Annotated in this window: 26 protein-coding genes; 21 read left to right on the top strand and 5 right to left on the bottom strand. The window is 63.5% G+C overall.

What is annotated here, in order from left to right:
- Positions 1 to 17 precede the first annotated feature (17 nt).
- The 5 genes from AT959_RS16535 to AT959_RS16515 all read left to right on the top strand — a co-directional run bounded on the left by AT959_RS16535 (position 18) and on the right by AT959_RS16515 (position 4,791).
- Positions 18 to 1,154, top strand: a complete 1,137-nt coding sequence (locus tag AT959_RS16535; RefSeq protein ID WP_066885406.1) for a PilT/PilU family type 4a pilus ATPase — start codon at positions 18 to 20, stop codon at positions 1,152 to 1,154.
- Between the two features lie 16 nt (positions 1,155 to 1,170).
- Positions 1,171 to 1,857 (top strand): DUF4197 domain-containing protein, encoded by a 687-nt coding sequence (locus AT959_RS16530; RefSeq protein ID WP_066885403.1) that lies wholly within the window; start codon positions 1,171 to 1,173, stop codon positions 1,855 to 1,857.
- Between the two features lie 48 nt (positions 1,858 to 1,905).
- Complete coding sequence (locus AT959_RS16525; RefSeq protein ID WP_066885400.1) at positions 1,906 to 2,223, top strand: hypothetical protein; 318 nt, start codon at positions 1,906 to 1,908, stop codon at positions 2,221 to 2,223.
- A 148-nt stretch (positions 2,224 to 2,371) separates the two neighbouring features.
- Positions 2,372 to 4,363: a UvrD-helicase domain-containing protein gene (locus AT959_RS16520; RefSeq protein WP_066885397.1), complete on the top strand. Its 1,992-nt coding sequence runs from the start codon at positions 2,372 to 2,374 to the stop codon at positions 4,361 to 4,363.
- A 134-nt stretch (positions 4,364 to 4,497) separates the two neighbouring features.
- Positions 4,498 to 4,791, top strand: a complete 294-nt coding sequence (locus AT959_RS16515) for a hypothetical protein (RefSeq protein WP_066885393.1) — start codon at positions 4,498 to 4,500, stop codon at positions 4,789 to 4,791.
- A gap of 137 nt (positions 4,792 to 4,928) precedes the next feature.
- Here the strand turns inward: AT959_RS16515 and AT959_RS16510 are convergent, their stop codons facing one another.
- On the bottom strand, positions 4,929 to 5,378 hold the full coding sequence (locus AT959_RS16510) for a c-type cytochrome (RefSeq protein WP_066885390.1): 450 nt from the start codon (positions 5,376 to 5,378) through the stop codon (positions 4,929 to 4,931).
- Positions 5,379 to 5,693: 315 nt separating this feature from the next.
- Between AT959_RS16510 and AT959_RS16505 the strand changes: the two genes are divergently transcribed.
- The 5 genes from AT959_RS16505 to AT959_RS16485 all read left to right on the top strand — a co-directional run bounded on the left by AT959_RS16505 (position 5,694) and on the right by AT959_RS16485 (position 9,900).
- Positions 5,694 to 6,170 carry a 4Fe-4S dicluster domain-containing protein gene (locus AT959_RS16505; RefSeq protein ID WP_066885387.1) on the top strand — a complete coding sequence of 159 codons (477 nt, stop codon included), beginning with the start codon at positions 5,694 to 5,696 and terminating at the stop codon, positions 6,168 to 6,170.
- Between the two features lie 12 nt (positions 6,171 to 6,182).
- Complete coding sequence (locus AT959_RS16500; protein WP_066885384.1) at positions 6,183 to 8,030, top strand: aldehyde ferredoxin oxidoreductase family protein; 1,848 nt, start codon at positions 6,183 to 6,185, stop codon at positions 8,028 to 8,030.
- A 68-nt stretch (positions 8,031 to 8,098) separates the two neighbouring features.
- Entirely contained in the window at positions 8,099 to 9,346 is a 1,248-nt protein-coding gene (locus AT959_RS16495) for an NAD(P)/FAD-dependent oxidoreductase (RefSeq protein WP_066885381.1), read from the top strand.
- A gap of 4 nt (positions 9,347 to 9,350) precedes the next feature.
- The gene (gene thiS / locus AT959_RS16490) at positions 9,351 to 9,602 is read left to right on the top strand and encodes a sulfur carrier protein ThiS (RefSeq protein WP_066885378.1); all 252 of its coding nucleotides are present in this window, start codon (positions 9,351 to 9,353) and stop codon (positions 9,600 to 9,602) included.
- Complete coding sequence (locus AT959_RS16485) at positions 9,595 to 9,900, top strand: hypothetical protein (RefSeq protein ID WP_157651344.1); 306 nt, start codon at positions 9,595 to 9,597, stop codon at positions 9,898 to 9,900. The genes thiS and AT959_RS16485 overlap by 8 nt, the downstream gene beginning before the upstream one ends.
- Here AT959_RS16485 and AT959_RS16480 read toward each other — a convergent pair.
- Complete coding sequence (locus tag AT959_RS16480; protein WP_066885372.1) at positions 9,897 to 10,079, bottom strand: hypothetical protein; 183 nt, start codon at positions 10,077 to 10,079, stop codon at positions 9,897 to 9,899. The genes AT959_RS16485 and AT959_RS16480 overlap by 4 nt on opposite strands.
- Positions 10,080 to 10,248: 169 nt before the next feature.
- Between AT959_RS16480 and mobB the strand changes: the two genes are divergently transcribed.
- Complete coding sequence (gene mobB / locus AT959_RS16475; RefSeq protein WP_066885370.1) at positions 10,249 to 10,782, top strand: molybdopterin-guanine dinucleotide biosynthesis protein B; 534 nt, start codon at positions 10,249 to 10,251, stop codon at positions 10,780 to 10,782.
- Here the strand turns inward: mobB and mobA are convergent.
- Positions 10,721 to 11,323 (bottom strand): molybdenum cofactor guanylyltransferase MobA, encoded by a 603-nt coding sequence (gene mobA / locus AT959_RS16470; protein ID WP_066885367.1) that lies wholly within the window; start codon positions 11,321 to 11,323, stop codon positions 10,721 to 10,723. The genes mobB and mobA overlap by 62 nt on opposite strands.
- Positions 11,320 to 12,123: a formate dehydrogenase accessory sulfurtransferase FdhD gene (locus AT959_RS16465; RefSeq protein WP_066885365.1), complete on the bottom strand. Its 804-nt coding sequence runs from the start codon at positions 12,121 to 12,123 to the stop codon at positions 11,320 to 11,322. The genes mobA and AT959_RS16465 overlap by 4 nt, the downstream gene beginning before the upstream one ends.
- A gap of 65 nt (positions 12,124 to 12,188) precedes the next feature.
- On the opposite strand from AT959_RS16465, the gene AT959_RS16460 reads away from it, so the two are divergent.
- The 10 genes from AT959_RS16460 (at position 12,189) to AT959_RS16415 (ending at position 21,039) form a co-directional block, all read left to right on the top strand.
- Positions 12,189 to 12,656 (top strand): DUF3305 domain-containing protein, encoded by a 468-nt coding sequence (locus AT959_RS16460; protein ID WP_066886435.1) that lies wholly within the window; start codon positions 12,189 to 12,191, stop codon positions 12,654 to 12,656.
- Positions 12,653 to 13,078 carry a DUF3306 domain-containing protein gene (locus AT959_RS16455; protein ID WP_066885362.1) on the top strand — a complete coding sequence of 142 codons (426 nt, stop codon included), beginning with the start codon at positions 12,653 to 12,655 and terminating at the stop codon, positions 13,076 to 13,078. Before AT959_RS16460 ends, AT959_RS16455 begins: the two co-directional genes overlap by 4 nt.
- 178 nt (positions 13,079 to 13,256) lie before the next feature.
- The gene (locus AT959_RS16450; protein ID WP_066885359.1) at positions 13,257 to 14,903 is read left to right on the top strand and encodes a 4Fe-4S binding protein; all 1,647 of its coding nucleotides are present in this window, start codon (positions 13,257 to 13,259) and stop codon (positions 14,901 to 14,903) included.
- Positions 14,900 to 15,523: a TorD/DmsD family molecular chaperone gene (locus AT959_RS16445; RefSeq protein ID WP_066885356.1), complete on the top strand. Its 624-nt coding sequence runs from the start codon at positions 14,900 to 14,902 to the stop codon at positions 15,521 to 15,523. Before AT959_RS16450 ends, AT959_RS16445 begins: the two co-directional genes overlap by 4 nt.
- 25 nt (positions 15,524 to 15,548) lie before the next feature.
- Complete coding sequence (locus AT959_RS16440) at positions 15,549 to 15,755, top strand: hypothetical protein (RefSeq protein WP_066885353.1); 207 nt, start codon at positions 15,549 to 15,551, stop codon at positions 15,753 to 15,755.
- A gap of 13 nt (positions 15,756 to 15,768) precedes the next feature.
- Entirely contained in the window at positions 15,769 to 18,693 is a 2,925-nt protein-coding gene (locus AT959_RS16435) for a formate dehydrogenase subunit alpha (RefSeq protein WP_066885350.1), read from the top strand.
- Positions 18,694 to 18,821: 128 nt separating this feature from the next.
- Entirely contained in the window at positions 18,822 to 19,457 is a 636-nt protein-coding gene (gene fdh3B / locus AT959_RS16430) for a formate dehydrogenase FDH3 subunit beta (RefSeq protein WP_066885348.1), read from the top strand.
- On the top strand, positions 19,454 to 19,669 hold the full coding sequence (locus AT959_RS16425) for a hypothetical protein (protein ID WP_066885345.1): 216 nt from the start codon (positions 19,454 to 19,456) through the stop codon (positions 19,667 to 19,669). Before fdh3B ends, AT959_RS16425 begins: the two co-directional genes overlap by 4 nt.
- A 10-nt stretch (positions 19,670 to 19,679) precedes the next feature.
- On the top strand, positions 19,680 to 20,687 hold the full coding sequence (locus AT959_RS16420; protein ID WP_066885342.1) for a formate dehydrogenase subunit gamma: 1,008 nt from the start codon (positions 19,680 to 19,682) through the stop codon (positions 20,685 to 20,687).
- A gap of 16 nt (positions 20,688 to 20,703) precedes the next feature.
- Positions 20,704 to 21,039 carry a hypothetical protein gene (locus AT959_RS16415; RefSeq protein ID WP_066885340.1) on the top strand — a complete coding sequence of 112 codons (336 nt, stop codon included), beginning with the start codon at positions 20,704 to 20,706 and terminating at the stop codon, positions 21,037 to 21,039.
- Positions 21,040 to 21,117: 78 nt separating this feature from the next.
- Here the strand turns inward: AT959_RS16415 and AT959_RS16410 are convergent, their stop codons facing one another.
- A complete protein-coding gene (locus AT959_RS16410) occupies positions 21,118 to 21,471 on the bottom strand; it encodes a DsrE/DsrF/TusD sulfur relay family protein (protein WP_066885338.1) in 354 nt (117 codons plus the stop codon).
- Positions 21,472 to 21,485 lie beyond the last annotated feature (14 nt).

Raw genomic sequence — 21,485 nt, 5'->3', positions numbered from 1 at the left:
ATAAGCGAGGGGAAGATATGGAACGCGACCAGGCAATGAAATTCATGCACGACCTGCTGCGCCTGATGGCGCAGAAAAAAGGGTCGGACCTGTTCATCACCGCCGGTTTTCCGCCGGCGATCAAGATTGACGGCAAGATCACGCCAGTCTCCAACCAGGTGCTGACTTCACAGCACACCGCCGAACTGGCCCGTTCGATCATGAACGACCGCCAGGCCGCCGAGTTCGAGGCGACCAAGGAGTGCAACTTTGCCATCTCGCCGGCCAGCATCGGCCGCTTCCGCGTCAATGCCTTCGTCCAGCAGGGCCGCATGGGCGTCGTCTGCCGGACGATCAACATGAGCATCCCGAAGATCGATGAACTCGGCCTGCCGCCGGTGATCAAGGATATCGCGATGACCAAGCGTGGCCTGGTCATCTTCGTCGGCGGCACCGGCACCGGCAAGACGACGTCGCTGGCTTCGGTGGTCGATTACCGCAACGAGAACTCCTACGGCCACATCATCACGATCGAAGACCCGATCGAATATGTGCACGAACACAAGAACTGCATCATCACGCAGCGCGAAGTCGGGGTCGATACAGACGACTGGGGCCCGGCGCTGCGCAACACGCTGCGCCAGGCGCCGGACGTCATCCTGATGGGCGAAATCCGCGACCGCGACACGATGGACTACGCCATCGCCTTCGCCGAAACCGGCCACCTCTGTCTGGCGACGCTGCACGCCAACAGCGCCAACCAGGCGATCGACCGCATCATCAACTTCTTCCCGGAAGAGCGCCGCCAGCAATTGCTGATGGACCTCTCGCTGAACCTGCGCGGTATGGTCTCGCAGCGCCTGATTCCGAAGAAGGACGGCAAGGGACGGGTTGCCGCCATCGAAGTGATGCTCAATTCGCCGCTGATCTCCGACCTGATCTTCAAGGGCGAGGTGCATGAGATCAAGGAAATCATGAAGAAGTCGCGCGAACTCGGCATGCAGACTTTCGACCAGGCGCTGTTCGATCACTATGAGGGCGGCCGGATTACCTACGAAGATGCGCTGCGCAATGCCGACTCGCTGAACGATTTGCGCCTGCAGATCAAGCTGCACGGCAAGGAGTCCAAGGACCGCGACCTGACCACCGGCATCGGTCACCTCGATATCGTCTGATTTTCAGGAGAACACCATGCGCCGCCTGCTCGCTCCGCTTTTTGCCCTTTTTCTGCTGTTGACCGCCGGACTCGTCCACGCCGCCGGGCTGGACGCCATTTCGACCGGTGATGCCAGCGCCGGCGTCAAGGAAGCGCTGGCCAAGGGGGCGGATTACGCGGTCGCCTCGCTGGGCAAGGAGGGCGGCTTCCTCGGCAACAGCAAGGTGAAGATTCCGCTGCCCGGGTATCTGCAAAAAGCCGAGAGCGGCCTGCGCATGTTCGGTCTTGGCAAGCAGGCCGACCAGTTGATCGAAACGATGAACCACGCCGCCGAGCAGGCGGTGGCCGAAGCCAAGCCGATTCTCACCGACTCGATCAAGAAGATGAGCGTGCAGGACGCCAAGGGCATCTTGACCGGTGGTGAGGACAGCGTGACGCAATACTTCAAGCGCACCTCGACCGAGCAGCTGACCGCCAAGTTCATGCCCATCGTCAAAGCCTCGACCAAGAAGCTGCAACTGGCCGAGCAGTACAACAGCTTTGCCGGCAAGGCGGCGAGCAGTGGCCTGATCGACCAGAAGGACGCCGACCTCGACGGCTATGTCACGCAAAAGGCGATGGATGGACTATTTCTGATGATCGCCGAGGAAGAGAAAAAACTGCGCGCCAACCCGGTCGGGGCTGGCAGCGATCTGCTGAAGAAAGTGTTCGGCGCGCTGTAATTAAAGCCGGGGCGGCAAAGTGCCGTTGACGGGTTGAGGAGCCCGTCAATGAAACTGAACCGCCTCGAATCGACCACGCAGCGCCTCTCCCAGGAGTCCCGGGAGCGGGCTCGTCATGTCGCCGGCCAACAGGTACGGCGGGTCGAGTCGCTGGAGGGTATCGAAGGCGACCGCCAGCGCAGCCTGCAACAGGAAATGGCCGAGATCGAGGCCGGAGCGATCGGCGAATTTTCCGGTGCTCAGCGGGTCTTTCAGGATGCCCGCGAGATGGCGGCCGAACTGGCCGCGCTCGGAACGGCGGCCGACGAATTGATCAAGGGCGACGCGCTGGACGCTGCCACCGGCCATATCGATGACCAGGCCTGAAGCGATTGCCACTGGCCCCGGGACTTGCCGAGCGCTGCGGTCGACGGCGAAAAACCCATGATTTTCATCCCTTTAGCGCTGGGTTAAAATCCATCCCCACGCATTTGGGCGCCCCGCTTGGCCGGGGCGCTGCTATTTTCAGGAAGCTATGTCCGGCCTCAATCCCCAGCAACGCGAAGCGATCCATTACCTCGACGGCCCCCTGCTGGTGCTGGCCGGGGCCGGTTCGGGCAAGACCCGGGTGATCACGCAAAAGATCGCCTATCTGGTCGAGGATTGCGGTTTCAAGGCGCGCAACGTTGCGGCCATCACCTTCACCAACAAGGCGGCGAAGGAAATGAAGGAGCGGATCGGCAAGATCCTGCCCAAGCAGCACGCCGACGATCTGCAGATTTCCACCTTCCATTCGCTCGGCGTCCGCATCCTGCGCGAGGAAGCCAAGGCGCTCGGCTACAAGCCGCGCTTCTCGATCTTCGATTCGGCCGATTGCGGCGGCATCATCAGCGAGGTGGCGCAAACGGTGGATAAGGCGACGCTACGCATCCTGCAGTCGATCATCTCGAACTGGAAGAACGCGCTGGTGACGCCCGAAGCAGCCCGCCACCTGGTCCGCGATGAGCACGAAAACCTCGCCGCCCACGCCTATCTGTCCTACGAGGCGACGCTGAAGGCCTACCAGGCGGTCGATTTCGACGACTTGATCGGCTTGCCGGTGAAGCTATTCAGCGAGCATCCGGAGATTGCCGACAAATGGCAGAACCGGCTGCGTTACCTGCTGGTCGATGAATACCAGGACACCAATGCCTGCCAGTACCAGCTACTCAAGCTGCTGACCGGCGTCCGCGCCCAGTTCACCGCAGTCGGCGACGACGACCAGGCGATCTACGGCTGGCGCGGTGCCGACATCGACAACCTGAAGAAGCTGCCGGCCGAATTCCCGGCCCTCAAGGTCATCAAGCTCGAACAGAATTACCGGTCGACGGTCACCATCCTGAAGGCAGCCAACAACGTCATCGCCAACAACGAGAAGCTGTTCGACAAGAAGCTGTGGTCCGATCTCGGCCTCGGCGAGCCGATTCACGTCACCGCCTGTCGCGACAACGATGCTGAGGCCGAGGGCGTGGTCATGAAGCTGCAGGCGCACCGCTTCGAGCATCGCGCCCACTTCAAGGACTACGCCATTCTCTACCGCTCAAACCACCAGGCGCGCGGCTTCGAGGAGTACCTGCGCGACCACCGCATTCCCTACCTGCTGTCGGGTGGCAAGTCCTTCTTCGATAAGGCAGAAATCAAGGACATCATTGCCTACCTGCGCCTGCTGACCAACGAGGACGACGATCCGGCCTTCATCCGTGCCGCCACCACGCCCAAGCGCGGCATCGGCGCGGCGACGCTGCAGGTGCTCGGCACCTATGCCGGCGAACGCCATATCTCGCTGTTCCAGGCGGCTTTCGAGGAAGGTTTCGCGCAGCGCGTGCAGCCCCGCCAACTCGATCCGCTGCTCGAATTCTGTCAGTTCATCAACCGTACGCAGGAACGCGCGGTACGCGAGCCGGCACACCAGGTGCTGCCCGATCTGCTGAAAGCCATCGATTACGAGGCCTTCCTCTACGATCACGAAGAGGAGCGCACGGCCCAAACGCGCTGGGGCAATGTCTGCGAATTCGCCAACTGGCTGAACAAGAAGGGCGAATTGGACGGCAAGACGCTGATCGACCTGACCCAGAGCATCGCGCTGATCAACATGCTGGACAAGCAGAACGACGAGGAAGTCGATGCCGTCCAGCTATCGACGCTGCACGCCTCGAAGGGGCTGGAGTACAAGTACGTATTCCTGGTCGGCGTCGAAGAGGGCATCCTGCCCCATCGCGAATCGACCGATCCCGGCAAGATCGAGGAAGAGCGCCGCCTGATGTACGTCGGCATTACCCGTGCCCAGCGCGCCCTGTTCATTTCCTACTGCGAACGGCGCAAGCAGGCGCGCGAATTCGTCCCCTGCGAACCTTCGCGCTTCATCGACGAGATGGGCAAGGAGGATGTCCGCTTCTCCGGCGGCAAGCAGGACGCGCCGCCCGACAAGGCAACCGGCAGCGCCCGGCTCGATGCGATGAAGGCCATGCTCGCCGGCAACAAGCGCTAACCGCTCGGTCACACCGCGTTACAGCGGGTTACCGTCCTTATGACATCGGCGCGGTCATCGCCTGCGTTATTCGACACAAGGCAGCGCAATTTCGCAAAGCCGGATCAAAAACCGAATAACTCAGGAGATTCAAAATGACCAAACAACTCATCGCTCTCGCTTTCGCCGCCGCTTTCGGTATTGCTCACGCTGCCGATGTCAAACCGGCCACCACCGACGTCAAGGCGGCTACTGCGCCGGTTGCCGCCAGCGCCAAGGCGGAAGCTCCGAAGATGGCTGAAGGCGCCGTCAAGGCCGAGGCCGCCAAGCCTGCCGCAACCCCCGCCGCAGCCCCGGTCGAGAAGAAGGCCAAGCCGGCGAAGAAGAGTGCCGAGAAGGCCGTGCCGAAAGCGGACGCCACGGCCGCGGTCGAGCCGGCCAAGAAATAAGGGGAATCCCCGCCAGGTCGGCGCAGGCCCTCCAAAAGCCCGGCTGACCGAAGGCGCCCACGAGGCGCCTTTTTTACTGCCTCAAAAGCAAAACGGGGAGGCCGTAGCCTCCCCGTTTTTGCTTTTGTCTGACGCGCTTACTTGGCCAGGCCGAGCAGGTGGTCGACGGCAGCTTTGATTTCGCCGTCGGACAGATCGGCGGCGCCACCCTTCGGCGGCATGGCGCCCTTGCCAGCGAGCGCGCTCTTGTACAGTGCATCCTTGCCCTGGGCGAGGCGCGGTGCCCAGGCGGCCTTGTCGCCAGCCTTCGGCGCACCGGCGGCGCCGCTGTTGTGGCAGGCGCCACAGACGGAATTGAAGACGGTCGGGCCATCCTTCGGGGCGCCGCCAGCGGCCGGGGCGGCGGCCTTAGCCAGTTCGAACTTGGCAACCGGCTGAATGCGGACATCGGCCTCGTCGTTACCGCCGGCTGCATCGGCAGCGGAGGTGGATTTCTTGACGGTCAGCGGAAAGACGATAGCGATCAGGGCGATGGCAACGATGATCACTGCCCACATGATGCTCTTGGAAGAATGTTGCTCGGCCATGCTCAATACCTCAATGCGCAAAAAATAAAAGTGCGCAATTATAACGGCTTGCGCTTGGCGAGCGGGCAAAAAAAACCCCGCCAGCGGCGGGGGTAAATTCTCGAAAGGGGGGATTTCGAGAGGAGGGTTCAATGCACAACTGAAGTGTATGTTGCCGCTGCTCCCGGGTCTGTCGTCCTTTCGTCCCCTTGTGTAACGGATTGTTGCTGCTGCGCTGCAACATGACTTCAGCGCAGCTTTGTTCCATTATGAACCGATGCGCTGCCAGCCAGCGCAATCCGTATGCGACACCCCACAATTCATGGAGGAGACACCATGCAAAAGTCGCTTCACATCGATCCGGCCAAATGTACCGGATGCCTGCAGTGCGAGATGGCCTGTTCCTACGAACATACCGGTGCCATCAATCCTTCCAAGTCCCGCATCAAGGTTTTCGATTTCGAGCACGAAGGCCGCAAGGTGCCTTATACCTGTACCCAGTGCGCCGATGCCTGGTGCATGAATGCCTGTCCGGTCGATGCCATCGTCCTCGATGCGGCGACCGGGGCCAAGGTCGTCAAGGAGGCGATCTGCGTCGGCTGCAAGGTGTGCACCATCGCCTGTCCTTTCGGCACGGTCAATTACATGGCCGATGTCGGCAAGGTCCAGAAGTGCGACCTCTGCGGCGGCAGTCCGAAATGCGCCGAGGCCTGTCCGACCGCGGCGATTACCTATGTCGACGCCGACTGGACCGGTCTGAACCGCATGCGGGCCTGGGCCGCCAAGGCCAATACGGCTGCCGTTGCGGCTTGAGGAGGAGAGATCATGGGATGGAACCGTAAAGTCCTGCGCGTGAACCTGAGCGCCGGCACCTGCACCCCCGAGCAGCTGAACATGGCCTGGGCCAATGACTACCTCGGCTCGCGCGGCCTGGCTTCGAAATACCTGATCTCGGAAATCGACCCCAAGGTCGATCCACTGTCGCCGGACAACAAGATGATCATGGCCACCGGCCCGCTGACCGGGACGATGGCCTCGACCGGCGGCCGCTACACGGTGGTCACCAAAGGGGCGTTGACCAACGCCATCGCCTGCTCGAATTCCGGCGGCTTTTTCGGGGCCGAGATGAAATTTGCCGGCTGGGACATGATCATTTTCGAAGGCAAGTCGCCGAAGCCGGTTTACCTCTATGTCGAGAACGACAAGGCCGAGTTGCGCGATGCCGGTCACCTGTGGGGCAAGACCTGCTGGGAAACCGAGGAAACGATCAAGCGCCTGCACCAGGACCCGCTGATCCGCGTCTCGTCGATTGGCGGGGCGGGTGAAAACCAGGTGATGTTCGCCTGCATCGTCAATGACCTGCACCGGGCCGCCGGCCGTTCCGGGGTCGGTGCCGTGATGGGCTCGAAGAACCTGAAGGCGGTGGCGATCCGTGGCACGAAAGGGGTGTCGGGGATCAAGGATTTCCCGGCCTTCCTCGCCGCGACCAATGCCGCCAAGAAAGTGCTGGCTGACAACGCGGTAACCGGTCAGGGCCTGCCCAAGTACGGGACGCAAGTGCTGATGAATGTCATCAACGAAATGGGTGCGTTGCCGACGCGCAACCACCGCGACGTGCAGTTCGAGGAAGCCGGCAAGATTTCGGCCGAGGCGATGCACGAAAAGCGGCCGAGCGACGGCAAGGCGCAGCTGGTGACCAATGCCGCCTGCTTCGGCTGCACCATCGCCTGCGGCCGCATCTCGAAAATCGACGAAACGCATTTCAGCGTCAAGAACAGCCCGAAATACTGGGGAGCTTCCGGCGGCCTCGAGTACGAAGCGGCCTGGGCGCTCGGCGCTGCCAATGGGGTGGGCGACCTGGAGGCGCTGCAGTACGCCAACCTGCTGTGCAACGAGCACGGCATGGACCCGATCTCCTTCGGGGCGACGGTTGGCGCGGCGATGGAAATGTATGAAACCGGGATTCTCTCCAAAGAGCAGATTGGCCTTGACGCACCCTTCGGTTCGGCCGAAGCCCTCTGCCAGCTAGTCGAGATGACGGCCCATGGTAAAGGCTTCGGCAAGGAACTCGGTCTGGGCAGCGCCCGGCTGTGTGCCAAGTACGGTCATCCGGAGCTGTCGATGAGCGTCAAGGGCCAGGAATTTCCGGCCTACGACTCGCGCGGCATTCAGGGCATGGGGCTGGCCTACGCCACGTCGAACCGCGGCGCCTGCCATTTGCGCGGTTACACGGTGGCTTCCGAAGTGCTCGGCATCCCGGTCAAGACCGATCCGCTGACCACCGACGGCAAGCCGGAGTTGGTCAAGGCCTTCCAGGATGCGACCGGGATCTTTGATTCGGCCGGTATCTGCGTCTTCACCAGCTTTGCCTGGACCCTGGCCGACGTGCAGCCGCAGTTGCAGGCGGCCTGCGAGGGCGACTGGTCGATGGACAAGCTGAATCTGGTCGGCGAACGAATCTGGAACATGGAACGCCAGTTCAACCTGGCGGCCGGTCTGAGCGCGAAGGATGACGACCTGCCGCCGCGCCTGAAGACCGAACCAGCCAAGACCGGGCCGGCCAAGGGGCTGGTCAATGGCCTCGACAAGATGAAGCCGGAGTACTACAAGGTGCGCGGCTGGGACAGTGCCGGCGTGCCCGAACAGGCGACGCTGCAACGTCTCGGGCTCTAGCCCGGTAGATGCGGACGGGGTGGCGCTGATTGCCGCCCCGTTTTCTTTCCCCTTCGGAGAGGCAAGGCATGAAACACATCATTCTCGGGAACGGCCCGGCCGGCGTCGTCGCCGCCGAAACCCTGCGCCGGGCGGCACCGGCCGACGACATCCTGCTGGTCGGCAACGAGGCGGCGCCACCCTATTCGCGGATGGCGATTCCTTACCTGCTCGAAAACAATATCGATGAAAGCGGCACCTACCTGCGCAAGGCGCCCGATCATTTCAGCGGGCTGGGCATTCGGCAGTTGCAGGGCAGGGCAGTGGCGGTCAACACCGAAAAACAGAGTGTTTTGTTCGCCGACGGCCATTTCGAAAGCTATGACCGGCTGCTGATCGCCACCGGTTCGCACCCGGTGCGGCCGCCGATCCCCGGCATCGACCTGCCGGAAGTGCAAACCTGCTGGACGCTCGATGACGCCCGCGCCATCGCCGCGCTGGCCAAACCCGGCTCGCGCGTCGTGCAACTGGGGGCGGGCTTCATCGGCTGCATCATCATGGAAGCCTTGGTCAAACGCGGCGTCGAGCTGAGCGTCGTCGAAATGGGCGACCGCATGGTGCCGCGCATGATGACGCCGGAGGCCGGCGGCATGATCCGGCGCTGGGTCGAGAAGCAGGGCGTGCGGGTTGTCACCAAGGCCGGTGTCGAGCGCATCGAGCCCGGCCAGACGGCTCCGCTCAGCGTGACCCTGACCACCGGCGAAAGCCTGGCCTGCGATCTGCTGATCGTCGCCGCCGGGGTGGCGCCCAATGTCAGTTTTCTCGAAGGCACGACGGTGCATGTCGCCAAGGGCATCCTGGTCGATGACGCGATGCAGACCTCGGTGCCCGGCATCTATGCGGCGGGCGATGTCGCCGAGGCGCCCGACCTTTTTTCGGGGCGCCATCTGGTCGCGGCGATCCAGCCCAATGCGGCCGACCAGGCCCGGGTCGCGGCGCTCAACATGGCCGGGCAGCCAGCCCGGATGAAAGGGGTGCTGGCGATCAACGTGCTCGATTCGCTGGGCATGATTTCCTCATCCTTCGGCGAGTGGCAGGGCGTGCCCGGTGGCGAGGGGGTCGAGCGGGCCGACGAGGCGAACGGGCGCTATATCAGCCTGCAGTTCGATGACGACATCCTGGTCGGGGCGACGGCGGTCGGTCTGACCGAGCATGTCGGCGCGCTGCGTGGGCTGATCCAGGGCAAGACCCGTCTGGGTGCCTGGAAGCAAACTCTGCTGCAGACGCCGACGCGTTTCGCCGAGGCCTATATCGCCTGCCAGCGGCCGAACAGCTGAGGCGATGCGGGTTACCGTCAAACTCTACGCGACGCTCGCCGACTATCTGCCGGCCGGCACCCGGAACAACCGGCTGGAAGTCGAGGTGGCGGAGAGTGCTGCGGTCGACGCCGTGCTGGCGCCCTTTTCGCTGCCCGCCAAGCTGACCCATCTGGTCTTGCTGAATGGGGTGTTCGTGCCGCCCGGGGAGCGGGCGACTGCTTGCCTCAAGGACGGCGACACGCTCGCCGTCTGGCCGCCGATTGCCGGTGGCTGATGGTGCTTTGCCGTGGAGCGGCCAGCCGGTCCGCCTGATGAACAGTACCCCGGCCGAGTTTGAACGGGCCTTGCGGCAGGCCTTTGCCGAGGGGGTGACGGTGGACGACAGCGGCTTGCTGCTGGCTGCCGACGGCGCGCAACTACATTTCGCCTTGCGCAGCGAAAATGGAGTGTGCATTGGTGCACTGCAACTACCGTTGCTGCGCGTCGAAATCAGCGTCCGCGACGGCAGCCGGGACGGGGCGGAAAAACTGCTGGCGCGGGTCGACCGGGCGACCCTGCGCGGTGGCGGTTAGTGCTCGATGCTGCAGATCACGACGGCGCTGGTCGGGATCTGGTAATCCGCGGCCAGCTGGGATTTGGCCAAGTCTTCGATGGCCTGGTCCTCGGTTGCGACGAAGCGCCGGGCGCCGGCAAAGTCCTGCGGGAGGCCGGCCCGATCCTGAGTGATGCGGTAGTGAACTTTGACGTTCATTGCTGTTAACCTTTTATGTCTGTTTTGTAATCGTGCACGCGCAGTTTAGGCAGGAATTGATGCGGCGCAATACGGGTTTTCCACAGGTTAGGGATACAAAAATTGCGCCGTAAACGCGCCAAATGGGGATAATGGCCGCCATTTTTCGCCCCCCTCAAGACAACACGGCATGAAGGTCATAGGTATCGCCGGCTGGTCCGGCAGCGGCAAGACAACGCTGGTCGAGCAGGTCATCGGTCTGCTCGAAGCGCGCGGGCTGGTGGTTTCGCTGGTCAAGCACGCCCACCATGAATTCGATATCGACTATCCGGGCAAGGATTCGTGGCGACATCGCCACGCCGGTTGTCGCGAGGTGCTGGTCACCTCCGCCAATCGCTGGGCGGTGATGCACGAGTTGCGTGGCCGGCCGGAACTGAAGCTGGAAGAAGCGCTGGCCCAGTTGTCGCCGTGCGACCTGGTGCTGGTCGAAGGCTTCAAGCACGAGCCGATTCCGAAAATCGAAATCTGGCGGGCGGCGATCGACAAGCCGCAGCTCTTCCCGAACGACCCGCACATCATCGCGGTGGCCAGCGACCAGGCGGTTGCTACCGGTCTGCCGCAACTCGACCTGAATCAGCCGGCGCAGGTCGCCGACTTCATCGTCAAGGCAATGGGACTGAGCCCGGCGCCTGGTCGAAGCGAGAAAGCTCTTCCCGCGTATTGATATTTTCGAAGGCTGCGGCCTCATCGTCGAAGGCAACTTCGACAATGTTCAGCGTCGAATACCAGCGGTCGATCTTGCGGCCGCCGCCGGCGAGAAATTCGGTCAGATGGGGTAGCACCTCGCGCTTGCACAGGCAGAACACCGGGTGCGGCTGCTCGAAGGTGCGGGCGACGGCGAGATCGGCATGGGCTGCGGTCAACGCCGCCAACAGGCGGGAAACCAGATCGGCCGGCAGGAAGGGCGAGTCGCAGGGGGCGGTGGCGACCAGCGGATGGGTCGCCGCCGACAGCGCAGCATGCAGCCCGGCCAGCGGACCGGCAAAATCGGGAATCTGGTCGGGTACGACGGGGTGGCCGAAAGCGGCGTAACGCTCGGCGTTCTGGTTGGCGTTAATCAGCAGTTCATCGACCTGCGGCGTCAGCCGCTCGACGACCCAATGCACCATCGGCTGGCCGCGCAGTTCCTGCAGGCCCTTGTCGATGCCGCCCATGCGCCGGCCCAGGCCGCCGGCCAGAATGACGCCCGTAATCTTGTCGCTCATCGCGTAAAACGCTCCTCGCCGGTGAATAGAAGGTAGTGCTTGCCCTGGGCCCGGCCGATCATCGTCATGCCGAGCTTGCGGGCGATTTCCCAGCCCATCTGGGTCAGGCCGGAGCGCGAGACGAGGCAGGGGATGCCCATCTGCGCCGTCTTGATGACCATTTCCGAGGTCAGCCGGCCGGTTGTGTAGAAGATCTTGTCGCCGCCGTCGAGGCCATCCAGCCACATCTTGCCGGCAATCGCATCGACCGCGTTGTGGCGGCCGACGTCCTCGACGAACATCAGGATCTCGCTGCCCCGGGCCAGGGCGCAGCCATGCACGGCGCCGGCCTGCTTGTAGATCGATTCGTGGTGGCGCACCGCTTCGAGCAGCCCGTACAGGGTCGCTTCGGACAGTACGGCATCGCCGGGCAGGCGGATGTCGTCGATCTCCGCCATCAGGTCACCGAACACCGTACCCTGGCCGCACCCCGTGGTCACCGTGCGCTTCTCGATGCGGCAGGCTTCGATGCCGCGGCCGTGCGTGGTGGTGACGGCAACGGCATCGACGTCCCAGTCGACCTGCACGGCGGCGATTTCGGCCAGGCTGCCGAGCAGGCGCTGGTTGCGCAGGTAGCCGAGGGCGAGTGCCTCGGGGGCGGCGCCGAGCGTCATCAGGGTGACGATTTCCTGCTTGTCGACGTACAGCGTCAACGGGTGTTCGCCGGCGATGGCGGTCGGCACGATCTCGCCGCGTTCATTGACGGCATCGATCTCGAAAGTCAGCGGCCGGCTGGCCTGGGTGAGCAGTGGGCGATTCATCGGCGGGATTCTACACGGGGAGAAAGTTGGGCTATGCTGAAAAAACAGAGTTCCAGAAAAGCGCCATGAAACAGTTTCCCGTTGCCGTCATCATCGAAAAGAAGCAGCTCGACAATCGCTGGGTCAGCGAGAAATGGGAGGTCATCGGCGTCGTGCCGGCCTTCGATGCGCCGGTCGACGCCCCGCCCCGGCAGATTTTCGCCGACGAGCAGCGCGAGCAGTTTCTGGCCGGCCATTTTCCGCTCGAACTGTTCCGCGACGAGGTCGATAACTACCACCTCAACCTGACTTCGCCCGAGCCGCGCGTCTTCGTCATGTGGCGGATGGATGAAGGTTTCGCCAAGCCGATGGAGGCCTCGCTGAGCTATGGCGAGGCGGCGCGCTGGCTGGATTCCGGCGAGCAGTGCGACGGCGTCCCGATGCCGCCGGAAATCGCCGACTGGCTGGGCGACTTCGTCAATACCCACTACAAGCCGGCGGTGCGGACCAAGATCAAGCGCAACGACCCCTTTGCCGGAAAGCGCCGGCCATGAGCGGCCGTTTTCTCGAACGCTGGTCGCGGCTGAAAAAGGCCGCCGACAAGGCGTCCACCGCCGAAATCACCGATGCCGAGAGCCTGCTCGCCAACCTGACGCCGGACAGCGATTTCGGCCAGTTCATGCGCCAGGAGATCAGCGAGGAAATCCGCCGCAAGGCGATGAAAACCCTGTTCGCCGACCCGCATTTCAACGTGATGGACGGCCTCGACATCTACATCGAGGACTACAACCTGAGCGAGCCGATCCCGGCAGAAATGCTGGCCACCTTGAACCAGGCGCGCGGCTTGCTGTTCGATGCGCCGGAAGCGCCGCTGGCAGCGGCCGAAAGCACGGTCGACTGCGACATTTTGGCTGGCGATGGACAAAATGTCCCAGTCGCACCGCAGGGCGAAGTTCCCGCGGCCAAGGATGCATGAGCGAAGCCGGCTTTGGCGGCCAGTGACTGTCGTTTGTTGTTGGATATAAGCTGATATAAATCAACGGGCTGGCTGGGCCCGGCTGCCTGACGGCAAGCAATTCACGCACTGCGGTGAAATAGCGCAATAGCTGGCACAAAGCCTGCAAGTAACCACAACTTATTTTGAGGTAAGCCCCTTGAATCCAGTTGCCGTCGCTTCGCTGTTTGCTCCCGATCATCCGCCTTTGGCAGCCGCTCTGGCGGCCCTGAACGAACTGCCGGCACCGGAGCCGGTGCCGGCAGTCAGCATGAACGCCGACGGCCGGCTGCTGATTGTCGGCGAAGCCGAAGTGGCGCTGGGCTGGGCCGAGCGGCTGGCCGGGCAGCGTCAGGTCTGCGTGTTGGCCGTGGGTGATATGCCGGCGGTCGACCTGCCGGAAGAGGCCAATTTCACGCTGGAGCAAGGCAGCGAAGTCAAGCTGGCCGGACACCTCGGCGCCTTTGAGGTCAGCTGGCAAGCGGCCGGTCTGGCCAAGCGCGGCAGCTTCGACGTCGTGCTCGACCTCTCGCTGCAAGCCTTGCTCAACCGGGTCGAACTGCCGCCGGGCTATGTCGCGCCGGGCCGCGACCCGCTCGACCAGGCACTGGCCGTGATCGACCTGCTGGCTTTCGACGGCGAGTTCGAAAAGCCTCGCTACGTTGCCGTCAATGAGCGGGTCTGCGCCCACAGCCGTTCGCAGAAGAGCGGTTGCAGCAACTGTATCGAAGTCTGTGCCACCGAGGCGATCATCGGTTTCGGCGACAGCATCAAGCTCGATCCCTATCTCTGTCAGGGCTGCGGCACCTGCACGACGGTCTGCCCGACCGGCGCGCTGAGCTACCAGTACCCGCGCGTCGCCGATCTCGGCCTGGCGATCAAGGCACAACTCAAGGCCTACCGCGCCGCTGGGGGTAGCCTGCCCTGTCTGCTCTTCCATTCCGCCGAAGCCGGGCGCAAGCAACTGCTGGCCATGAAGCGGGCCGGCCAGATGCTGCCGGCCAATGTCATCCCGCTTGAAACCTGGAGTGCCGATGCGGTTGGCCTCGACCTGCTGCTTGGCGCCGTGGCGCTCGGCGCCTGTCAGGTCGCCGTGCTCGGTGCCGGTTCGCACGACCTGGCGCCGCTGCAGCGGCAGGCGAAACTCGGTCAGGCCATCCTCAATGGCCTGGGCTATGCCGGCGACTACCTGCGCATCATTGATGCCGAAGAGGCCGGCTGGTTGGGCGCGCTGGCCGCCTGGGCACCGGCCGATGCCGTGCCGGCGGCCGAATTCCGGCTGCTCGCCGACAAGCGGACGACGCTGGAGTTCGTCATCGATCATCTGGCCAAGCACGCGCCGGTCGCCGCTGAGGCCATCGCCCTGCCGGCCGGTGCACCGTTCGGCATGGTCGCCGTCAGCGACGCCTGCACGCTGTGCATGGCCTGCACCAGCGCCTGTCCGGCCAGCGCCCTGAAGGCGGCGGCCGACGCGCCGCGGCTGTCCTTCATCGAGCGCAACTGCGTGCAGTGCGGCCTGTGTGCCAACACCTGTCCGGAGCAGGCGATCACGCTGACCCCGCGCCTGCTGCTCAAGGACCGCCGCCAGGAACGCATGCTCAGGGAGGCCGAGGTCTTCTGCTGTACCGCCTGCGGCAAGCCGATGGGCGCCGCGCCGACCATCCTGAGCATGATCAGCAAGCTGTCCGGTCACAGCATGTTCGCGACGCCGGAAGCGCAGGCCCGCCTGAGCATGTGCGGCGATTGCAGGGTGATCGACCTGATCAACAACGAAAAAAGCACCAAAGCCTGGGAGATGTCGGAATGAGCGCAGTCAGGGAACGGATCGCCGCGGCGCCGGTATTGAATGATGAAGACCGGGCCCGGGCCGAGCATTACGCGGTCTTGTCGCGGCTGTTCGCCAGTGCGCCGGATGCCGATTTTCTCAGCAAGTTGCCGGCCCTCGCCGCCGCCTGGGGCAACGCCGACAGCGCCCTCGGCCAGGCCTGGCTGATGCTGGGCGATGCGGCACGCGGCATCAATGCCGAACAGGTCGAGGAGGAATACACCCGGCTCTTCCTGACCATCGGCCGGCCGGAAGTGATGCTCTTCGGCTCTTTCTACATCGCCGGCTTCCTGATGGAGGAGCCGGTCGTCGAGCTGCGCGCCGACCTCGCCGAGCTCGGCCTCGGCCGCCGGCTGGGCATTACCGAATCCGAAGATCACATCGCGGCGCTGAGTGACGTCATGCGCCACCTGATCGTCACCGGCCCCGATGCGGCCGGCCTGGCTCGGCAGAAGGCGTTTTTCGCCGGCCATCTGGCACCGTGGGTCGATGCACTGGCCGATGCGCTGGAAAACGCCGCCGACTCCCGTTTCTATTCGCGTACCGCCGCCCTGGTGCGTGCCTATTTCGAGATCGAGCGCCTGGCGTTCGACATGCTTTGAACCAGTTTTGTGAGGAGGGGAAATCATGACTGATAAAAAACCGGAAAACATCAAGCGGCGCGGCTTCCTGCTCGCCGCCGGCGTCGGCAGTGCCGGCGCGGTGGCGGCAGTCGCCGTCGGGGTCGGCAAGGAAACGGCCAAGCCAGTGACGACTGTCAGTGCCGAAGAGAGGGCGGGCGGCTATGCCGAGACCCGCCATATCAACAATTACTACCGCACGGCGCGGATCTGAGCGGGAGAGATCGATGCTGACCAGAAAAGGAAAATTCCCGGCCCAGGCGAAGCCTGAAGCAGGCGTCATTTTGGCCGCCAATCCGGCGTTGACCGCTGGGCAGGGCGTGCTTGCCGCGACCATGGATCGCCGCACCTTCCTCAAGCGTTCCGGCCTCGCTGCCGGGGGTGGCGTCGTCGCCAGCCAGCTGCCCTACAACATGATCGGTTCGGCCGAAGCGGCCGACGCGGTCAAGGAAAAGACCGGCGTTGAAGTCAAACGCACCGTCTGTACCCATTGCTCGGTCGGCTGTGCCGTCGATGCGGTGGTCGAGAACGGCGTCTGGGTTCGCCAGGAACCGGTCTTCGATTCGCCGATCAACCTCGGCGCCCATTGCGCCAAGGGTGCTTCGGTGCGCGAGCACGGTCACGGCGAGCATCGCCTGAAGTACCCGATGAAGCTGGTCGACGGCAAGTACCGCAAGATCAGCTGGGAACAGGCGCTCAACGAGGTCTCGGAAAAGTTGCTGGCGATCCGCAAGGAAAGCGGCCCGGATGCGACCTACTGGGTCGGCTCCTCGAAGCAGAGCAACGAGCAGGCCTACCTGATGCGCAAGTTCGTGTCCTTCTTCGGCACCAACAACATGGACCATCAGGCCCGCGTCTGCCACTCGACCACGGTCGCCGGCGTCGCCAATACCTGGGGCTATGGCGCGATGACCAATTCCTACAACGACATGCAGAATTCCAAGGCAGCGTTGTACATCGGTTCGAATGCCGCCGAGGCGCACCCGGTGTCGATGCTGCACCTGCTGCACGCCAAGGAAAACGGCTGCAAGATCGCCGTCGTCGATCCGCGCTTCACGCGCACGGCGGCCAAGGCCGACGTCTTCTCGCGCATCCGTTCCGGCACCGACATTCCCTTCATCTGGGGCATGCTCTACCACATCTTCAAGAACGGCTGGGAAGACAAGGATTACCTGAAGGCCCGCGTGCACGGCATCGACAAGGTCAAGGAAGAGGTGATGAAGTGGACGCCGGACAAGGTCCAGGACGTCACCGGCATCCCCGAGGCCGAAGTGCTGAAGATCGCCGAGATGCTGGCCAAGAACAAGCCGTCCACCGTCGTCTGGTGCATGGGGCAGACCCAGCACACGGTCGGTAATGCCAACGTCCGCGCCATGTGCATCCTGCAACTGGTGCTCGGCAACGTCGGCGTTTCCGGCGGCGGCACCAACATCTTCCGCGGCCACGACAACGTGCAGGGGGCGACTGACGTCGGTCCCAATCCGGATTCGCTGCCTGGCTACTACGGCCTCGCTGCCGGCTCCTGGAAGCACTGGTGTGCGGTCTGGGGTGTCGACTACGAGTGGGTGAAGAGCCAGTTCGCCTCGCAAGGGATGATGGAGAAATCCGGCATCACCGTCTCGCGCTGGATCGACGGCGTGCTCGAAGCCAACGAGAACATCGACCAGGATTCCAACATCCGCGCCGTCGTTTACTGGGGCATGGCCCCGAACAGCCAGACGCGCGGCCTGGAAATGGTCGAGGCGATGAAGAAGCTCGACCTGCTGGTCGTCATCGACCCCTATCCGTCGGCCACTGCCGCGATGTCGGCGATGATGCGCAAGGACGGCGTCTACCTGCTGCCGGCCTGCACCCAGTTCGAGACCAGCGGTTCGCGTACCGCCTCCAACCGTTCGCTGCAATGGGGCGAGAAGGTCATCGAGCCGCTGTTCGAGTCGAAGCCCGACCACACCATCATGTACGCCTTCGCCAAGAAGTTCGGTTTCGAGAAGGAGTTGTGCAAGAACATCGCCATCGCCAAGGACAAACAGGGCTGGGATGAGCCGGTCATCGAGGACATCCTGCGCGAAATCAACAAGGGCTGCTGGACCATCGGCTATACCGGCCAGTCGCCGGAACGTCTGAAGCTGCACATGCAGAACATGCACACCTTCGACGTCAAGACGCTGCGCGCCAACGGCGGCCCCTGCGACGGCGAGTATTTCGGCCTGCCCTGGCCGTGCTACGGCACGCCGGAAATGAAGCACCCGGGCACGCCCAACCTCTACGACACCTCGAAACACGTCATGGAAGGCGGCGGCAACTTCCGCGCCAACTTCGGCGTCGAGAAGGATGGCGTGTCGCTGCTCGCCGAGGACGGTTCCGCCTCGAAGGGCGCCGACCTGCAGATGGGTTACCCGGAATTCGACCACGTGCTGTTGAAGAAGCTCGGCTGGTGGGATGACCTGACCGACGACGAGAAGAAGCTGGCCGAAGGCAAGAACTGGAAGACCGACCGTTCTGGCGGCATCCAGCGTGTCGTCATGAAAGTGCATGGCTGCCATCCGTTCGGCAACGCCAAGGCCCGTGCCGTGGTCTGGAATTTCCCGGACCCGGTGCCGGTGCACCGCGAGCCGATGTACTCGCCGCGTCCGGACCTGGTCGAAAAGTACCCGCAGCCGGCCGACAAGAAGGCCTTCTGGCGCCTGCCGACGCTGTACAAGTCGCTGCAGGACAAGGTCAAGGATATTTCCAAGGACTTCCCGATCGTCATGACTTCCGGCCGTCTGGTCGAGTACGAGGGCGGTGGCGAGGAAACGCGCTCCAACCCGTGGCTGGCCGAACTGCAGCAGGAAATGTTCGCCGAAGTGAATCCGAAGGATGCCAACAATGCCGGCGTCCGCAACGGCGACTACATGTGGGTCGAGACGCCGAGCAAGGGCCGCATGAAGCTGCGCGCCCAGGTCACCGAGCGGGTCGCACCGGGCACGGTCTTCCTGCCTTTCCACTTCTCCGGCTGGTGGCAGGGCAAGGACATGCTCGAGTACTACCCGGAAGGAGCGGCGCCGATCGTGCGCGGCGAGTCGGTCAACCAGGGTACGACCTATGGTTACGACTCGGTGACGATGATGCAGGAAACCAAAACTACGCTTTGCCGCGTCGTCAAAGCCTAAGCCCGATGCACATAACCGCCATGCCTTTGTCGACAGCGCCTTGCCGTGCTAGCCGCACTGTCTGCGGCTCGTCTTCGCGGCCTGGCGGCAATGTGCATCGCGCCAAAATCAGAATTGGAGAAAACTAAATGGCCCGCATGAAATTCCTGTGCGACGCGGAACGCTGCATCGAGTGCAACGGCTGCGTCACCGCCTGCAAGAACGAACACGAACTGCCGTGGGGGGTTAACCGCCGCCGCGTCGTGACCATCAACGACGGGGTGCCGGGCGAGAAATCGATCTCGGTCTCCTGCATGCACTGTTCGGACGCGCCGTGCATGGCGGTCTGCCCGACCGACTGCTTCTACAAGACCGAAGAAGGCGTCGTCCTGCATAACAAGGACGCCTGCATTGGCTGCGGCTACTGCTTCTTCGCCTGCCCGTTCGGCGCCCCGCAGTTCCCGAACGGCCCGGCCGCCTTCGGCGCCCGTGGCAAGATGGACAAATGCACCTTCTGCTCGGGTGGTCCGGAAGAGAACGGTTCCAAGGAAGAGTTCGAGAAATACGGTCGCAACCGCATTTCCGAAGGCAAGTTGCCGGCCTGTGCCGAAATGTGCGCCACCAAGGCCCTGCTTGCCGGCGATGCGCCGGTGATTTCCGACATCTTCCGCGATCGCGCGCTGCGTCGTGGCAAGGCCGGCGATGCCGCCTGGGGCTGGACGACGGCTTACGGCAAGCCGGAACAGGGGGCACCGGCACCCGCGGCGAAGGAGGGGGCAAAATGAAAAAGGCACTTTTTCTGATGTTCACCGCAGGCATTGGCCTGAGCGCCTGTGGTGAGTACTCGCAGGTTGCCAGCTACAAGCCGGGCAGCTACCAGGGCAAGTCGGACACCCGGCCGTGGGAAGGCGGTAAGTTCGCCGGCGACAAGGCGGCCTGGGAGGCGGCGCTGGCCAGCCGCAACCAGAACCAGAACGAGTACAAGAAGGCTAACTGAGGAGTTGACGATGACGACTTCAAATTTCGCCTCACTGCTCGGGCGCTGGCTGATCGCCGCCTGCCTGATGCTGGCCTGGAGTCTGCCGCTGCGCGCGGCCGATACCCCGCCGGCACAGCAACAGGCCGAGCGGCAGCAGACCCAGCCCGGCAACAATGCGCCGATGTGGCGTGAGGTGCGCCAGGACAAGGCGCATTTCACCAACAATCCGGGCAACGAAGCCGGCGTGCTGATCCAGACCGGCGGCGACGCCTGGCGCCACCTGCGCAACGGCCCGCTGACGCTGTACGGCGGCTGGCTGGTCGTGCTGGTCGCCGCGGCGATCCTGATCTTCTACAAGATCAAGGGGCCGCTGACCAACCACGATCCGCTGACCGGCAAGCTGATCCAGCGTTTCCCGCGTTACGAGCGGGTCGTGCACTGGATCACGGCCGGCACTTTCCTGATCCTCGCCGTTACCGGTCTCGCCATCCTGTTCGGCAAGCATGTGCTGATCCCGGTCATCGGCCACAGCCTGTTCGGCTACCTGATGGTGCTCGGCAAGAACGTGCACAATTTCATCGGGCCGCTGTTCGCCGTCTCGACGCTGGCGATGATCGCCATCTGGGCGCGCGACAACGTCTGGCAGAACATCGATGCGCTGTGGATCCGCAAGGCCGGTGGCTTGCTGACCGGCGAGCATGTACCGTCCGGGCGCTTCAACTTCGGTGAAAAGACCTGGTTCTGGATCGGTGTCACCATCCTCGGCCTGACCGTGGCGGTCTCCGGTTTCGTCCTCGACTTCCCGAACTTCGGGCAGGGCCGGGCAGACATGCAACTCGCCAACCTGGTTCATGCCGTGGCGGCCATCGTCATGTTGCTGCTCGCCTTCGGCCATATCTACATGGGCACCATCGGTGTTCATGGCGCGCTGGATTCGATGAAGACCGGCTACGTCGATGAAACCTGGGCTCGCGAGCACCACGAGGAATGGTACAGGGACGTCAAGGCCGGCAAATCCGGTCATCCGCAAGGTTAATGGGAGGAAGATCACGATGAAGCACAGCAAATTTGCCCTGATTCTGGCCCTGAGCTTGGCCAGTGCCGGCGCCTGGGCCAAGCTGCCGCCGCCGAGCGAAGAAGCCAAGGCCAAGGCCGAGGAAGCCAAGCTTGTCGCGGCCGAAAAGGCCAAGGCCGAGGCCGAGCAGCTCGGCAAGGCGCAAGACCGCGTGGCCGAGAAATACATCAAGGAGCAGAAGGCCAAGGGCATCACCGTCAAGCCGACGCCGATCGCTCCGCCGGCACCGCCTGCGGCAGCCGCTCCCGCAGCTGCGCCGGCGGCACCGGTTGCCGCTGCGCCGGCTCCGGCGCCTGCCGCAGTGAAAAAATAGCGGCTGCTGCAAGCAGTCTGCCAAAAGAAAACCCGGCCTGAAGCGCCGGGTTTTCTTTTGCTCGGTAGTTGCCGAATATTAGAAGGTGATCACCTTGTCGGCGGCCAGCGTCGCCTCGGCCAGCTCGACCAGCGTGCCGATGCTGACGCCGGGAATCTGCGGCAATTCGGCCAGGCCGCGGGCCAGCGCGCAGGTCCGGCAGGAACGGATCTCGACGCCCTGGGCGACGAGTCCCTCGACCATGCCCTGCAGGCCATTGCCGCTACCATCGACCTGGTTCGGCAGGCCGAGCACGGTGGCGTCGGACATCAGGAAGATGCGGACCGCCGGTTTCTGGTCGTTGCCGGCCAGCGCCGTCGCCAGGCGCAGCGCGGACAGGCAGCGCTCGCTGCCGTAAGGTGGGGCGTGAATGATGATCAGGATGTTCTGCATGCATGAATCTCCGT

This window comes from Dechloromonas denitrificans (assembly GCF_001551835.1).
In the GTDB taxonomy this organism is placed as follows: domain Bacteria; phylum Pseudomonadota; class Gammaproteobacteria; order Burkholderiales; family Rhodocyclaceae; genus Azonexus; species Azonexus denitrificans.
Note: the sequence above shows the minus strand (reverse complement) of the source record. Positions and strands in the feature narration are given on the sequence as shown.

What these genes read in the sequence shown, in the direction of transcription:
- AT959_RS16525 (WP_066885400.1), top strand. Translation starts at nt 1,906, where the DNA reads ATGAAACTGAACCGCCTCGAATCGACCACGCAGCGCCTCTCCCAGGAG.
- AT959_RS16535 (WP_066885406.1), top strand. Translation starts at nt 18, where the DNA reads ATGGAACGCGACCAGGCAATGAAATTCATGCACGACCTGCTGCGCCTG.
- AT959_RS16425 (WP_066885345.1), top strand. Translation starts at nt 19,454, where the DNA reads ATGAAAAAGGCACTTTTTCTGATGTTCACCGCAGGCATTGGCCTGAGC.
- AT959_RS16460 (WP_066886435.1), top strand. Translation starts at nt 12,189, where the DNA reads ATGAAACAGTTTCCCGTTGCCGTCATCATCGAAAAGAAGCAGCTCGAC.
- mobB (WP_066885370.1), top strand. Translation starts at nt 10,249, where the DNA reads ATGAAGGTCATAGGTATCGCCGGCTGGTCCGGCAGCGGCAAGACAACG.
- thiS (WP_066885378.1), top strand. Translation starts at nt 9,351, where the DNA reads ATGCGGGTTACCGTCAAACTCTACGCGACGCTCGCCGACTATCTGCCG.
- AT959_RS16435 (WP_066885350.1), top strand. Translation starts at nt 15,769, where the DNA reads ATGCTGACCAGAAAAGGAAAATTCCCGGCCCAGGCGAAGCCTGAAGCA.
- AT959_RS16510 (WP_066885390.1), bottom strand. Translation starts at nt 5,378, where the DNA reads ATGGCCGAGCAACATTCTTCCAAGAGCATCATGTGGGCAGTGATCATC.
- AT959_RS16415 (WP_066885340.1), top strand. Translation starts at nt 20,704, where the DNA reads ATGAAGCACAGCAAATTTGCCCTGATTCTGGCCCTGAGCTTGGCCAGT.
- AT959_RS16500 (WP_066885384.1), top strand. Translation starts at nt 6,183, where the DNA reads ATGGGATGGAACCGTAAAGTCCTGCGCGTGAACCTGAGCGCCGGCACC.
- AT959_RS16515 (WP_066885393.1), top strand. Translation starts at nt 4,498, where the DNA reads ATGACCAAACAACTCATCGCTCTCGCTTTCGCCGCCGCTTTCGGTATT.
- AT959_RS16465 (WP_066885365.1), bottom strand. Translation starts at nt 12,123, where the DNA reads ATGAATCGCCCACTGCTCACCCAGGCCAGCCGGCCGCTGACTTTCGAG.
- AT959_RS16480 (WP_066885372.1), bottom strand. Translation starts at nt 10,079, where the DNA reads ATGAACGTCAAAGTTCACTACCGCATCACTCAGGATCGGGCCGGCCTC.
- AT959_RS16495 (WP_066885381.1), top strand. Translation starts at nt 8,099, where the DNA reads ATGAAACACATCATTCTCGGGAACGGCCCGGCCGGCGTCGTCGCCGCC.
- AT959_RS16420 (WP_066885342.1), top strand. Translation starts at nt 19,680, where the DNA reads ATGACGACTTCAAATTTCGCCTCACTGCTCGGGCGCTGGCTGATCGCC.
- AT959_RS16410 (WP_066885338.1), bottom strand. Translation starts at nt 21,471, where the DNA reads ATGCAGAACATCCTGATCATCATTCACGCCCCACCTTACGGCAGCGAG.
- AT959_RS16455 (WP_066885362.1), top strand. Translation starts at nt 12,653, where the DNA reads ATGAGCGGCCGTTTTCTCGAACGCTGGTCGCGGCTGAAAAAGGCCGCC.
- AT959_RS16445 (WP_066885356.1), top strand. Translation starts at nt 14,900, where the DNA reads ATGAGCGCAGTCAGGGAACGGATCGCCGCGGCGCCGGTATTGAATGAT.
- fdh3B (WP_066885348.1), top strand. Translation starts at nt 18,822, where the DNA reads ATGGCCCGCATGAAATTCCTGTGCGACGCGGAACGCTGCATCGAGTGC.
- AT959_RS16440 (WP_066885353.1), top strand. Translation starts at nt 15,549, where the DNA reads ATGACTGATAAAAAACCGGAAAACATCAAGCGGCGCGGCTTCCTGCTC.
- AT959_RS16520 (WP_066885397.1), top strand. Translation starts at nt 2,372, where the DNA reads ATGTCCGGCCTCAATCCCCAGCAACGCGAAGCGATCCATTACCTCGAC.
- AT959_RS16505 (WP_066885387.1), top strand. Translation starts at nt 5,694, where the DNA reads ATGCAAAAGTCGCTTCACATCGATCCGGCCAAATGTACCGGATGCCTG.
- mobA (WP_066885367.1), bottom strand. Translation starts at nt 11,323, where the DNA reads ATGAGCGACAAGATTACGGGCGTCATTCTGGCCGGCGGCCTGGGCCGG.
- AT959_RS16530 (WP_066885403.1), top strand. Translation starts at nt 1,171, where the DNA reads ATGCGCCGCCTGCTCGCTCCGCTTTTTGCCCTTTTTCTGCTGTTGACC.